At 42.5% G+C, this 13,306-nt stretch carries 10 protein-coding genes; 8 read left to right on the top strand and 2 right to left on the bottom strand.

Annotated elements, in window-relative coordinates; all coding sequences use genetic code 11:
- The first annotated feature begins 44 nt into the window (after window positions 1-44).
- From C2869_RS08140 to C2869_RS08120, 5 genes are all read left to right on the top strand, one after another.
- Window positions 45-2,795 (top strand): TonB-dependent receptor, encoded by a 2,751-nt coding sequence (locus tag C2869_RS08140; protein WP_108602462.1) that lies wholly within the window; start codon window positions 45-47, stop codon window positions 2,793-2,795.
- 133 nt (window positions 2,796-2,928) lie between these two features.
- Window positions 2,929-4,878 (top strand): phytase, encoded by a 1,950-nt coding sequence (locus C2869_RS08135; RefSeq protein ID WP_159084096.1) that lies wholly within the window; start codon window positions 2,929-2,931, stop codon window positions 4,876-4,878.
- A 69-nt stretch (window positions 4,879-4,947) separates the two neighbouring features.
- Window positions 4,948-6,855, top strand: a complete 1,908-nt coding sequence (locus C2869_RS08130; RefSeq protein ID WP_108602460.1) for a PhoX family protein — start codon at window positions 4,948-4,950, stop codon at window positions 6,853-6,855.
- A gap of 181 nt (window positions 6,856-7,036) precedes the next feature.
- The gene (locus C2869_RS08125; protein WP_108602459.1) at window positions 7,037-7,282 is read left to right on the top strand and encodes a type II toxin-antitoxin system CcdA family antitoxin; all 246 of its coding nucleotides are present in this window, start codon (window positions 7,037-7,039) and stop codon (window positions 7,280-7,282) included.
- A complete protein-coding gene (locus tag C2869_RS08120) occupies window positions 7,282-7,599 on the top strand; it encodes a CcdB family protein (protein ID WP_108602458.1) in 318 nt (105 codons plus the stop codon). The genes C2869_RS08125 and C2869_RS08120 overlap by 1 nt, the downstream gene beginning before the upstream one ends.
- A 386-nt stretch (window positions 7,600-7,985) precedes the next feature.
- Here the strand turns inward: C2869_RS08120 and C2869_RS08110 are convergent, their stop codons facing one another.
- Both C2869_RS08110 and C2869_RS08105 read right to left on the bottom strand, forming a co-directional pair.
- Entirely contained in the window at window positions 7,986-8,495 is a 510-nt protein-coding gene (locus tag C2869_RS08110; RefSeq protein WP_108602456.1) for a hypothetical protein, read from the bottom strand.
- A gap of 69 nt (window positions 8,496-8,564) precedes the next feature.
- Window positions 8,565-8,993 carry a hypothetical protein gene (locus C2869_RS08105; protein ID WP_108602455.1) on the bottom strand — a complete coding sequence of 143 codons (429 nt, stop codon included), beginning with the start codon at window positions 8,991-8,993 and terminating at the stop codon, window positions 8,565-8,567.
- 432 nt (window positions 8,994-9,425) lie between these two features.
- Here C2869_RS08105 and C2869_RS08100 point away from each other — a divergent pair, with 432 nt between their 5' ends.
- The 3 genes from C2869_RS08100 (at window position 9,426) to C2869_RS08090 (ending at window position 12,909) form a co-directional block, all read left to right on the top strand.
- On the top strand, window positions 9,426-10,124 hold the full coding sequence (locus C2869_RS08100; RefSeq protein ID WP_108602454.1) for a M48 family metallopeptidase: 699 nt from the start codon (window positions 9,426-9,428) through the stop codon (window positions 10,122-10,124).
- A gap of 452 nt (window positions 10,125-10,576) precedes the next feature.
- Window positions 10,577-12,088: an MFS transporter gene (locus tag C2869_RS08095; protein WP_108602453.1), complete on the top strand. Its 1,512-nt coding sequence runs from the start codon at window positions 10,577-10,579 to the stop codon at window positions 12,086-12,088.
- A gap of 137 nt (window positions 12,089-12,225) precedes the next feature.
- Window positions 12,226-12,909: an ion transporter gene (locus C2869_RS08090; protein WP_108602452.1), complete on the top strand. Its 684-nt coding sequence runs from the start codon at window positions 12,226-12,228 to the stop codon at window positions 12,907-12,909.
- The last annotated feature ends 397 nt before the right edge of the window (window positions 12,910-13,306 follow it).

Raw genomic sequence — 13,306 nt, 5'->3', positions numbered from 1 at the left:
AAAAGTCTGGCTCGGTACCAACAAAAAATGATAGGACACAATTTATGTTAGGCAATCACCAATTAAAATTTAAAATTGCACCCATTGCTGCAGCATGTGGGCTGGCTATGTTGTCAGCCCCAACACTGTCTGCCGAAGTTCAAGGCCGCATTACCGATGTTAACAACAAGGTTTATTTTGAAGGCGCGTTGGTCGAATTAAAAGAGTTACAGCGCAAGCAAGTATCGCAGCGCGACGGTTCATTCCGCTTTAATAATGTGGCCGATGGCGATTACACCTTAGTGATTACTTACTTAGGCACAGAGCCTCAAGAATACTCGGTTTCAGTTAAAAATGACCAGTTTACTAGCCGGACATTTACCATCGGTAGTCGCGAAGAAGCCATGGAAGAAGTGTTGGTATTAGGTATGGCGGCTAGTCAAGCGAATGCATTAAACCGCCAAAAGAATGCCAGCAATTTAAAAACGATTGTGTCTGCTGATTCTGTTGGCCAATTTCCTGATCAAAACGTAGCGGAAGCGTTACAACGCTTACCGGGTATGTTTGTTCAGCGCGACCAAGGTGAAGGTCGCTTTGTTGGTATTCGCGGTATTGATCCTAATCTCAATAACCTAACCATTAACGGTGCCAATATCCCATCGCCAGAAGCCGGTGTGCGCAGCGTAGCAATGGATGTGATCCCAAGTGAATTAATTGAAGGTTTGGAAGTTAGCAAAACCGTAACACCGGATATGGATGCCGATGCGATTGGCGGCTCTATTGATGTTAAAAGCTTAAGCGGTTTTGATCGCGAAGGGCAAAGCTTTAGCGCCACAGTACAAACCAGCTATAACGAGCAAACAGAACAAAGCAGCCCTAAGTTATCGGGCAGTTTTACCGACATTATTGACTTAGGCGATAGCCAATTAGGGGTTGCTGCTGCGGCTAGCTGGTTTAAGCGTGACTTTGGTTCGCACAACATGGAAACCGATGGCGGCTGGGCTGATACCGAGTTTGGCGAAAATGAAGACGAAGCCTTTGGTGCTGCTGAAATTGAACAACGCTCTTACCGTGTTACGCGTGAGCGCGCGGGTTTAGCACTTAATCTTGATTTACACACCAGCGCAACCGACAAATATTACTTACGTACTTTATTTAGCCGTTTTTCTGATGATGAGTTCCGTTTGCGCAACGAGTATAAATTTGAAGATGGAACTTTAGTCAATGCCGATGCGACCTCGGCCTCAGTTACAGCTGCGACTATGGATCGCGATGTTAAAGACAGACTTGAAGAGCAAGAAATCAACTCTGTTGTCTTCGGCGGTGAAAACCAACTAGACAACTGGCTAGTTGAATATAACTTGGGTTACTCACTATCAACCGAAAAAGAACCAGGCCGTATCGACACATCATTCGAAGGTGAAGATATCGACATGACCTACCAAGCCGGTCAAGTTCCTGTATTAACTCAGTCGGCTAATGGTCACGACTTGAGCAACTTTGTGTTAGACGGTTTTGAAACGACAGACGGTGAATCAGAAGACAAAGAGTTTAGCGTTAAAGTTGATTTAAGCCGCGACTTTATATTTAACAATTACAATGGCGAGTTTAAATTTGGGGGTAAATTGCGTCAGCGCAGCAAGTTTTATGATGTGGCTGTGAATATTTACGAAGAAGATTTACCTGAGGTTAGCGCTGAGCAGTTTGCAGCGGTTGCCCCAACTTGGAGCTTAGGCAATTTTGGCCCTGGTTTGTCGCGCGAAGCGATTCGTCAGTTCTATAACAGCAATATCAACACCACTCACTTAACGGCTGAAGATTCATTAATTGAAAGTAAAGGCCAGTCTTACGCCAGTGACGAAGACATTTTTGCGAGCTATGCCATGGTGACAATGGATATTGACCAATGGCAGGTTGTGGCTGGTTTGCGTTACGAATCTACCGAGTTTAGTACCCAAGGTAACAAAGTGGGGGCAGATTATACAGATTCAGACAGCGATGGTGATGTTGAAGATATTGTGGCCTTACCATGGGTTGTAGACAAAGAATACAGCCACTTATTGCCAAGCCTAAATATTCGCTACGACGTTAGCGATAAATTAGTTACGCGTTTTGCCTATACCAAAACCATTGCTCGCCCTAGCTTTAGCGATTCAGCCGCATTCCAAATTATTGAAAATGATGACGGTGAATTGATTGCAGAAGTGGGTAATCCAAATTTAGATCCGTTTGAATCAACCAATATTGATTTCTCGGTTGAATACTACCCAGGGCATATTGGCGTGTTATCGGCGGGTTACTTTATTAAAGACATTGATAACTTTATTTTAGCCGCCGAAGTAGAAGACAACGGCCAATGGGATCAATTTGAAGAAGTTACCCAGCCAGTTAATGGCGGTTCAGCCTCTATTAGTGGTGTCGAGCTTGCTTGGGCGAAAGAGTTTGACTTGGGATTATTGGTAGCGGCAAACGCCACATTTACCGATGCTGATGAGCAAATTCCAAGTCAGTCTGACACAGTTGCTAACTTCACATTAGGTTACGAGAACAACACTATCAGCACGCGTTTAACGTTAAGCCATAAATCAGAAGCCTTTGTTGAAGAAGATAACGACGCGAATGTTTACGAAGATACGCATCAGCAATTGGACTTCAACTTTAAGGTTTACCTGAGTGAATCGAGCCTAGTTTACTTCAATGCTATCAACATTACGGATGAGCCTTATTACTTCTATCACGGTGCGAGCCAGTATAACTACCAGTATGAAACCTATGGTAGTACGTTCGAGTTAGGCTTTACCTATAACTCATTTTAATCGGCTTTATTGAGTTGTTAATTCGATGGTTTAGGCGTCGGCCTGAGCCATCTTTATTACTAGCTTAATAAGCTGACCCTTGACAGCTTCGCACTGTTTTTTCTGACTGATTAACTGAGGTTGAATGATCCTAATGCCTTTATCTTGCAAACTTTCTTCTATCGCTTGCTTATTATCCTTAAGTTTAAGTGCAAGCACGCTGGCTTACGCTGGCAGTAGCGCCCCCAAAGCCCCTATTACACTAAGTAATATTGAAAGCGTGAAAGCGCTAGACAATCAACACTGGCTGGTTAGTTCTGAGGCACAAGGGCTTAACCTTATCAATCAGCAGCAACAGGCAATAGCACAGGTTAAGGGTAAGTTTGAGCAAATTGATGCGCGCACTTGGCAAACTGACCAAGGGCGTATTAGCGTGGTGGCGGCGGTTAACAAAGCACAAAATGCACTCGACTTGTATCGCTTTCATTGGCAAAGTCAGACATTTAGCTTATTGAGTCGTCAAAAGATAAGCCAAGCGGGTTTGGACGGCGTGTGTTTAAAGCATAATACCAGTGAAAATGCCCTATATGCTTTTTTGATTAAAGCCGATATGCCTGTTGAGCAACGTTGGGTATTAGACACCGCCACATTGGCACCGCAACAAAAAGTGATCCGCGAGTTACCCATTAGCCACGGCATTACCAGTTGTGCCGTAGATGACAACCAGCAAGCCATTTATATTGCTGAAGCTTTAGTGGGTATTTGGCAATTTTCGACCCATGCCGAAGCCGAACCCGATCGCCAGCCTTTGAGTTTATTACAGCCTTTTGGCCGATTAAGCCAAGAAATAGAGCAAATTAGCGTGCTAGACGATGGCAGTGTGTTGGTCAGTCAAACCGGCACTAAGCAAGCTGTGCGAGTCAAAACTCAACACAAGTTAGTGTCAGGCTTACCTGCCATTGAGCACATAACATTGAACAGTGCAGAAGTTGAAGCTTTAGACGGTATTTGGCAACAAGATACATTGCAATTGGGCTACTATGGCGAAGACATTGGCTTACAGTTAATTCAGCAAACCAGTCAAGCGCAAACACCGGCTAAATTACGCCAATTTGCAGTAGTCCCCGCGCTTGTCGAAACCACGCCTGTGGCTAAGTTAGGTGATGCGGCCGACGACCCCGCCATTTGGTTTAACCCTAAACAGCCACAAAAAAGCCTAGTGCTAGGCACAGATAAGCAAGCGGGTTTAGGTGTATACGATCTACAAGGCCAAGAGTTACAGTTTATTGCCAGTGGCCGCATTAACAATGTTGATTTGGTTGACAGCTTTACCCTAAATGGCCAAGACGTGGCACTGGCGAGTGCCAGTCAGCGCGATCACAACAGCATTGCTTTGTATGCCATTGATAAACGCAGTCAGCAAGTAACAGAACTTGATCAGGTACCCACCAATTTACCCGAAGTTTACGGTTTGTGTATGGCGCAGTATCAACAGCAAACTTACGTATTAATTAATGATAAAGACGGGCGCTACCAACAGTATGCGATCAGCCAAGATTCAACTGGTTTGCAAGGCCAATTGGTACGCGAGTTTAAATTGGCGGATCAGCCAGAAGGTTGTGATGTTAACCAAGCCACAGGTGAACTCTTTGTTGGGGTGGAAGATATGGGCATATGGGTAACGCATATCGATCCGCAACGCGCCATGCCTTTGCGTTCAGTATTTCAGTTAACCGACAAGAGCTTGGCGGCCAAATGGCTGAAAGATGATATTGAAGGTTTGGCGGTTTATCAAAATGGCGACAACAGTTACTTAGTGGTGTCGAGCCAAGGCAATGACTCGTATGCCTTATTTAAAGCCAGCCAACCTTATTCTTATTTGGGTTCGTTTAGAGTAACAGCCAATTTATACCAAGGCATAGATGGTGCTTCTGAAACCGACGGCTTAGACGTTTCTAGCGCTAATTTTGGCGGTGAATTTAGTCAAGGAATGCTAGTGGTACAAGACGGCCGCAACGTAATGCCTGTACAGCCGCAAAACTTTAAGTACGTGGCATTTTCAAGCATATTAAAACAGCTTGGTTTGCCGGCCAAGGCTCCTTAAACGCTTAGGCTTATTAGGTTTAGATCAACGATTGTCACCCTTAACAAGGCATGACGACTGAGTAAAAAAATGACAGATCCCAATTTAAAATACAACAGTAAGCCTATATTTGCGCAGGTCGTGCGTGATCGTTTATCACGCCGCCAATTTTTAAAAGGCGCTGGCATAGTGGCCAGTGCCGCGACGGTGCCTTTATTACCCGCTTGTGGCAGCAGCGTGTTTAGCCAACCAACCCGTGTCGCCAGCCCTTTGCGCTTAACGTTTAACGAAGTGGCACAAGGTTTGGATCAGCACTTACACGTACCGCAAGGTTATTCTCATCAAGTGCTATTGCGCTGGGGTGATCCTATTTTTCAGCAAGTGGCCGAGTTTGATCCACAGCAGCAGAGCGCGAAAAATCAAAATTTACAGTTTGGTTTTAACAACGATTTTGTCGGTTTTATCCCGTTACCGCTTGGCAGCCAAAATTCGCAGCACGGTTTGCTAGTGGTAAACCACGAACATACCAAAGCGCATTTAATGCATCCGGGTTCTCCAAAGGATGCTGACCTAAGCTTGGAGCAAACCAAAATAGACCTTGCCGCACACGGTTTGTCTGTGGTGGAAGTTAAGCGCCAAGCCAATGGTGAATGGCAGCTTGTTAAAGCATCGCGTTATAACCGCCGTATTACAGCCGAAACGCCTATGCAATTGTCGGGGTGGGCGCGCGGTCATCAACGCATGAAAACCTTGTACAGCAAAAATGGTGTCGACACTTGGGGCACGTATGGTAATTGTGCGGGTGGGGTGACGCCTTGGGGCACCGTACTAACCGCCGAAGAAAACATCAATAAATACTTTAAAGGTGATCTCGACAATTGCCCAGAGCAAGAAAATTACCGCCGCTTTGGCTTTAAAGGCGATGTTCGCAAAAGTTGGGGACTGCACTTTGACCGTTGGGATTTAGATAAAAATCCACAAGAGGGTTTACACGCCGGTTGGATAGTTGAGATCGATCCTTTTGATGCGCAATCGAAACCGCGCAAACTCACCAGTTTAGGCCGCTTTAAACACGAAGGTTGTAATGTTCACATCAATACCGATGGCCGTGTTGTCGCCTACATGGGGGACGACCAAAAATTTGAATATGTCTATCGCTTTATCAGCCGTGATACCTATCGCGCCGGCAACACAGCGGCCGATCGTGCCTTTAATTTAACCTTATTAGACAATGGCGAATTGTCGGTTGCCCAGTTTAGTGAAGACGGCAGCCTGCACTGGCAACCTTTGGTGTATGGTCAAGGGCCATTAACGCCAGCCAACGGTTTTCACTCGCAAGCCGATATCGCTTTAGATACGCGCAAAGCAGCCGATTTACTGGCGGCAACTCCAATGGACAGACCCGAAGATGTCGAAGTTAATCCGGTGAACGGCAAGGTTTATGTCATGCTAACCAAAAATGATAGCCGCAAACCGGATCAGCTTAATGCACCTAACCCGCGCGCTTATAACAAAGCTGGGCAAGTGGTTGAATTAATTGCGCCGCAAGGCGATCACAGCGCCAGTGTGTTTAAATGGGATTTAACCCTGCTCGCCGGTAACCCCAAGCAAACCATCACCAATTATCACACCGCCACCAGCGACAATGGTTGGTTAGCGTGTCCGGACAATTGTGCATTTGATAATTTGGGTCACTTGTGGCTTTCGACCGACGGTGCGGAAGATCACGGGGTTGCCGATGGTTTATGGGCCATGCCGGTAGATAACCCATTGCACGGCTTGAGCAAACGCTTTTTGCGTTGTCCGATTGGTGCAGAACTATGCGGGCCGTTTTTTACCCCAGATAACACCACACTATTTTGCGCTATTCAGCACCCTGGCGGTGACAGCACCTTTGATAAACCAGACACCCGTTGGCCAGATTTTGCTGACGATATGCCTTGTCGTCCGGCTTTGGTGGCAATATGGAAAGACGATGGCGGTGTGGTTGGTAGTTGATACTGTGCGACGTAAACATCCATGTAGGTCGGTTAAGTGGCGAAGCCACGCCACCCGACATAAACCCAAGCCACATTAACCCCCCTGTTACGTGTTAATTTTTGTCCGTTTTTATTGGCTTGTTATATGCCCGATTTTTCACTAAGATTATGCGTATTGAGTATGCGCATTGGTGGAAACCATGAGAAATGTACGTTCTACACAACCCGCTAAGAAAGCAACAAACCTTAGCCTAAACAGTGAACTATTGGCTGAAGCGAAAAGGTTAAACATAAACTTATCTGCAACGATGGAAAAAGCGCTAGCGAGAGAAGTTAAGGCTAAGTTACGTGATGAGTGGATTAACCAAAATACTGAAGCAGTTGAATCTTGCAATAAGTTTACTGAAGAGCATGGCTTATTCTCAGATTCTTATAGGAAGTTTTAATGCCGCAATTTTCACTCTATAAGAACAAAGATAAGGCTACAACGAGAGCTTACCCTTATTTTGTCGATGTTCAATCTGATCTTCTGAGTAATTTGGATACAAGAATTGTTATTCCATTGACGCCATTGGAACTTCTTGAAGGGGCAGCCCCAAGCCATTTGTGCCCAATCATTCACCTTGAAGAGGGTGACTTTGTTATTCTCACTCAACAGGCCACTAGTGTTCCAACTAAGATACTAAAGGAAGAAGTTAATGACTTGAGTGCTTTTCGAAATGAGATTATCGCAGCACTCGACTTTTTATTTACGGGTATATAATCTCGCAATCAGAGGCAATAAAACTCAACTAATCAAAATTACACTGAAGCTTAACATAGATAGAAAAAATACTCCGTAGGTTGCCATGAGCGCAGCGAATCGCGACACGACTTTGTTGCAGTTGTTACACCCTGCAAACAGAAATTAAAATAAATCGTTTCCAGCGGGCATGATTGAAAAGGTGGGAGTTTACAATTCTGGCAGCTCTTGAGCTATCCATTAACGTCGGATGCGCCTGCGGCTTATCCGATCTACGTTGTTTTGTAGGTCGGTTAAGTGGCGAAGCCACGCCACCCGACCGAAATCCAAACCACAAAGTTAGGTGTTTGTCCAACACAGGGATGATGTGTCGGCTTCGCGCCACATACCCTAATTTGTTAAACATACTACTCATTAAGGTACGCGTTTAAAGCCTTTAAAATTAAGCTAACACTTTTATATATTTGCTTTATATTAAATTGCTCACCGTAAAAGAGGTAGTTATCACCATCAATGGCTCTTAAATAAGTAATTTTGTTTAAGGGAAGGCCTTTTACACCAGTGAAAATATTGTTATCAAAAAATGGCTGGCCGTTATAATTTTTCACATATTTATCAAGTCGCTCGTCAAAATGCTCTAAGTGGTTTCTCAGTTTACGCACCTCTGTAGAGTTAAATTGAACTTTTTGTTGAATCGTTTCTAAAATTTCAAGCCGAAATTTAAAATTATTTCGCTTACTAGGAATAGGAAAAAGTAATTTATCAATATTCGTCGAATGTAAGGCGAAATGATGCAAGTAATAAAACAGTTTTTCTGTATCACGACTCTTAAGGTATTTTTCGTATTCATGGTATGAATAAACAGCTAATTCAGCTTGAGACTTAGCTTCTTGAAGGTAGAAAAATTCAGCTTCCATAAGATGATTCAACTAGTGTTTATAACGACGTGCTAATTTGCCGCAGTGGAGGTCAAACTAAGCACTTTGTTATGCACTGCCTTTGCTCCCAAATAATGCAGAATTTAAATTGCTTTCTGAAACTTTATTATTACCGGTTAAATCTTTACGCATTGCTAGAACAATTAAAGTGAAAGCAGAAAAAGACTCATCGGTAGCTAATATTCCAAACTTATTCCAGAAATTTTCTATAGCCTCTACAACTTCATCACTACCAACAAGCACGGCTCTAGTTTTAGCTTGAGTGAGTGACTTGAGTTGATTCGGCTGACGCGAAACACTGTGTTTGGATGAACTCGCTATTTCTGAAACGATGTTTACAAGATCTAAGTAGGCCTGAGCCCGAATTTCTATAAGTTTTTTACGTGTCTCAGCCTGCCGTCCAAGGAAATACTGAACTAAAGCGCTTGCTAAGACACCAAGCAATCCGATTAGGGCTACGATAACTTTTATATCCATGTTTACTCGCTAGTTACTCGATTTGTATAACAATTCAACAGTACGCAATGCACACGTTTTTCTATCAAAACACTTACGTACTTTTATACTTTTGTCTTTTTTAGCAAATTACCTAAATCGTTACCAGTAAAAGCTTATTTAAGTTCTTAGTTAACTCATCGGAGGGCATAACGACCCAATCGTGCATTACGCTTTTTCTGGTTTGTCGTAATGTTTATTTGCTAGGTTTCAACCTGCAACAGGGGCTTGAGTTATCCATTAACGTCGGATGCGCCTGCGGCTTATCCGACCTACGTTGTTTTGTAGGTCGGTTAAGTGGCGAAGCCACGCCACCCGACATAAACCTATCAGATATGAGTGACTAGAGTTAAGTTCTTAGGCTATGCGGGTTATACTGCTGGCATTGTAACCGTATAGCTCGCTTTTTATTTCATGCCTTTCGATTATTTAATCAAGCACTCTGCGCGCCGTAAAACCATTTCTGTGATCGTGCAAAAAGGACAGGTTAGGGTACTTGTGCCGACTTGGTTACCCGAGGCCGATATTCGCGATATGGTACACAGCAAACAAGCGTGGATCGAAAGTAAACTCGCCGAGCAAAGTGATATTTTGGCTGAGCAAGCGCACAACGAAGTGATAAGTCGCGATAGCCAATTTTTACTGTTTGGCGAACCTATTAAACTAGAGGTTAGCTTACACAGTAAAACTGAGTTTTGTTTTGCAACACAAGATAATGTTTTGGCGTTATTTGTTTCATCGCGAGTCAATATTGATAATCAACAAGCTTATTTGCAAAAGCTATTACAAGACTTTTACAGTCAACAACTCAGTAGTTATTTGACTAGCCGCTTACCTGAACTTGCCGCGCAAATGGCGCTGAGTTATCGCAGTTGGCAGGTTAAAAACTACAAAGCTAAATGGGGCAGTTGTAATAGCCGCCAAGAACTGGCATTTAATTGGCGCTTGGCTGCTATGCCCGAGCCTGTGGTTGATTCGGTAATTATTCATGAATTAGCCCATCTTAAACACCTTGATCACAGTCGCCAATTTTGGCGCTTAGTGAGCCGTTTCGATCCGCAATACAAACAACATAAACAAGCGTTAAAAGATTTAACTGTGTTTTGTCCATAAAGCCAAATATAACAAAATAGCTCTCTAGCCCTTTAGGAATGAGGCATTGTTTTTCAAAACCAATGCCTAAAATATAAAAACAGCTTAAAACTAGAGTTAAAACAAATCAGTTTTGTTCTCCTGACTTGTGTATTTGGATAAAAAGCTGAGGTTTATATTCAAGAATGAATCAATCGAATTAGCCCGCTAATACTTCCTGCAATATTGCCGCATATTCCCTTTAATTGGATTACACCCACCAAGTCGTTTTCACAACTGGGTTCGACATTGCGGCTCCAAGATCAAACGGCTGAAATCGCAAGAAAATTTTATGGCATACGTATGTATTGATTTGTTTCTCGCGGATCGCCATAAAACATGCTGTAATAAAATTTGTTAATTTTTTGTACAGTTTAATTGGCTTTGGCTAAATCAAGCGGATTGTATGACGGTATAAATCTGGGAATCGTTAAATGAAACAACAACCTAAACTTTCATTTTGGCAAATTTGGAACGTTAGCTTTGGCTTTTTAGGCGTGCAATTTGGTTTTGCACTGCAAAACGCTAATGTCAGTCGTATTTTGTCAGACTTAGGTGCTGATCTGCACTCACTCTCTCTGTTTTGGTTAGTCGCACCCATTATGGGGTTAATAATTCAACCTATTGTTGGCTCCGCTTCGGATCACACTTGGAATGGTGTCGGTCGACGTAATCCTTATATTTTAGGCGGTGCGGCTGCTGCGGCTGTGGCTATGTGTATGATGCCCAATGCGCCATTGTTTGTGCAACTGATGTCGCCCATGATCTTTGGCGCTGTCATGCTGGCGTTAATGGATGCTTCATTTAATGTAGCCTTTCAACCATTTCGCTCTTTGGTTTCGGACATGGTGCCGGCAGAGCAACGTAACCAAGGTTACTCGGTACAATCTTTATTAATTAATGTTGGGGCGATCATAGGTTCGATTTTACCTTTTGTTCTGACTAATGTCGTCGGCTTAGAGAATGCAGCCAAAGCCGGTGAAGTGGCACCTTCAGTGACTATCGCTTTTTATATTGGCGCCACTATTATGCTAGGTACCGTTTTATGGACAGTCTATAAAACCCGTGAATATCCGCCTGAAGAATACTATGCCTACAAAGGCTTAGATCCAAAAGAAGTGCAAAAGCAATTAGCCGCAGAGAAAAAACTCAGTGTGGGCGACAAAATTAAAGGTTTCTTTGGTTTAATGAAATCTATGCCAACCACCATGAAGCAATTGGCCGTTGTGCAGTTCTTCTCTTGGTTTGCTTTGTTTATTATGTGGGTATATACCATGCCGGCGATCACGCAAAATGCATGGGGCTTAGAAGCTAAATGGTTTGACTCACATTATTTAGAATCACTAGATGTTGTACCGGCCTTTGTTGGTGAAGCTAAAGGTGCAGCTGGCGATTGGGTTGGTATTTTATTTGCGGCTTACTCATTATTCGCGGCGATATTTTCGGTGTTTTTAACAAAAATCGCCAATAAAATTGGGCGTAAACTGACTTACTCATTGTCGTTATTGGCAGGTGGTATTGGTTACATGAGCTTTATTTTGTTTAATGACCCTACACCTGTTCAAGCTAACCTATTAATCACCACGGTAGAAATTCCAACCGGCGCGTTAAACTTAGTGATCCCTATGATAGGTATTGGTATTGCTTGGGCGGCAATTTTAGCTATGCCTTACGCCATTTTGGCAGGCTCATTACCACCAGAAAAAACCGGTGTTTATATGGGCATATTCAACTTTACGATTGCAGCACCACAAATTGTATCGGGTTTGTTTGCAGGTTGGATTTTAAGCTCAGTGTTCGACAATAATGCCATTTATATAATCATGCTAGCTGGCGCTGCTATGATATTAGGGGCAATATCTGTCGTGTTTGTTAAAGATGATGCGACAGAGTCGGTACCAGAACCAACCGATACAAGCCGTAAGTTGGTAGATACCTGTAATTAACTGACTTATTCGAAATAATACAAAGATTAAAGCCCAGTTTAGGTGACTAAACTGGGCTTTTTTTATCCATAAAAAGTTATTTACTTATTATATTCCCCTGCATAAGATTGTGGCAGTGGCTAGAAAGGACTCTTCAAATGAATGAATCGCGCTCTCCTTTATATAATCTTGTTTTAGTATTTCTCAGTATTTACGTTTTAAGTGCATTGGTTGTTGAATCTTTTTTTATTTCTGATCCTGAAGTTAAGAGGGTACTTCAATTTATTGACTTAATTGTCTGTGTCATTTTCCTATCTGACTTTTTCTATTGCCTATTAAAAGCAGAATCTAAAAAGCGTTACCTAAAATGGGGCTGGATAGATTTTGTGTCCTCTATACCAGCAATAGATCCACTTCGATGGGGGAGAATATCTAAATTGGTTAGAATCATAAGGTATTTAAGAGCGATTAAATCAATCAAAATTCTCATCTCTAGTTTACATGCCAGCAAGTATGAAACTTTATCTCTATGTATTTTCTTGATTGTATTTGTCAGTTTCACTTTGTCTTCAGCGTTTATTTTGGAGTTTGAGCGTCACTATGACTCCTCTATAGATACAGCAGAGGCTGCTTTGTGGTGGGCTTTTTTAAATATTATGAATGCTAAAGCGTCTATTAATCAGGCATTAAGTGCGGAAGGTGTATTTATGACGACAATTCTAAATAAAGTTGGGTTAATACTTTTTGCTTATTTTAATTCAATGTTAATAGCGTGGTTAGTCGTTCAAAAGCAGCAGCAGGTGAAAAATCAAGACGTTGTTGTAAATGAAGAGGCAAGTTAACTAAACGAGACTTTTATACGTGAGATAAGTATTTACAAGGTTAGATTTGGTTTTTATCTCCACGTCATTTACTAATGAGACATATGTTTCAAAACTAACGCTCCATTTTAAAAACTAGTACTAATAAAGATTTAAAGTAACTACTCAGCGTAATATGTTTTACGCGCCTTGGAGTTGCTAATTACCTCGCCTTTGGCTCGAATGCGGTAATCTAGTGACTTTATTAAAGGCACTGGATACCTGAATACTCAGGTATGACGGTAATTTTTTATACCTGCGGTAGAAATTTCTCTCTATTTACAAAACACGCTGAATAGTTACAAAGCAAAATTTAAAAAGCGCTATTTGTTAGGTGAGATTTGGATCTATTAAAAAGTTTTTTAAGTGAGCCAGCAAA

This window comes from Saccharobesus litoralis, from assembly GCF_003063625.1.
Lineage (GTDB): Bacteria > Pseudomonadota > Gammaproteobacteria > Enterobacterales > Alteromonadaceae > Saccharobesus > Saccharobesus litoralis.
This window is presented reverse-complemented; position numbering and strand designations above follow the sequence as displayed.

What these genes read in the sequence shown, in the direction of transcription:
- C2869_RS08110 (WP_108602456.1), bottom strand. Translation starts at nt 8,495, where the DNA reads ATGGAAGCTGAATTTTTCTACCTTCAAGAAGCTAAGTCTCAAGCTGAA.
- C2869_RS08105 (WP_108602455.1), bottom strand. Translation starts at nt 8,993, where the DNA reads ATGGATATAAAAGTTATCGTAGCCCTAATCGGATTGCTTGGTGTCTTA.
- C2869_RS08095 (WP_108602453.1), top strand. Translation starts at nt 10,577, where the DNA reads ATGAAACAACAACCTAAACTTTCATTTTGGCAAATTTGGAACGTTAGC.
- C2869_RS08100 (WP_108602454.1), top strand. Translation starts at nt 9,426, where the DNA reads ATGCCTTTCGATTATTTAATCAAGCACTCTGCGCGCCGTAAAACCATT.
- C2869_RS08135 (WP_159084096.1), top strand. Translation starts at nt 2,929, where the DNA reads ATGCCTTTATCTTGCAAACTTTCTTCTATCGCTTGCTTATTATCCTTA.
- C2869_RS08140 (WP_108602462.1), top strand. Translation starts at nt 45, where the DNA reads ATGTTAGGCAATCACCAATTAAAATTTAAAATTGCACCCATTGCTGCA.
- C2869_RS08090 (WP_108602452.1), top strand. Translation starts at nt 12,226, where the DNA reads ATGAATGAATCGCGCTCTCCTTTATATAATCTTGTTTTAGTATTTCTC.
- C2869_RS08120 (WP_108602458.1), top strand. Translation starts at nt 7,282, where the DNA reads ATGCCGCAATTTTCACTCTATAAGAACAAAGATAAGGCTACAACGAGA.
- C2869_RS08130 (WP_108602460.1), top strand. Translation starts at nt 4,948, where the DNA reads ATGACAGATCCCAATTTAAAATACAACAGTAAGCCTATATTTGCGCAG.
- C2869_RS08125 (WP_108602459.1), top strand. Translation starts at nt 7,037, where the DNA reads ATGAGAAATGTACGTTCTACACAACCCGCTAAGAAAGCAACAAACCTT.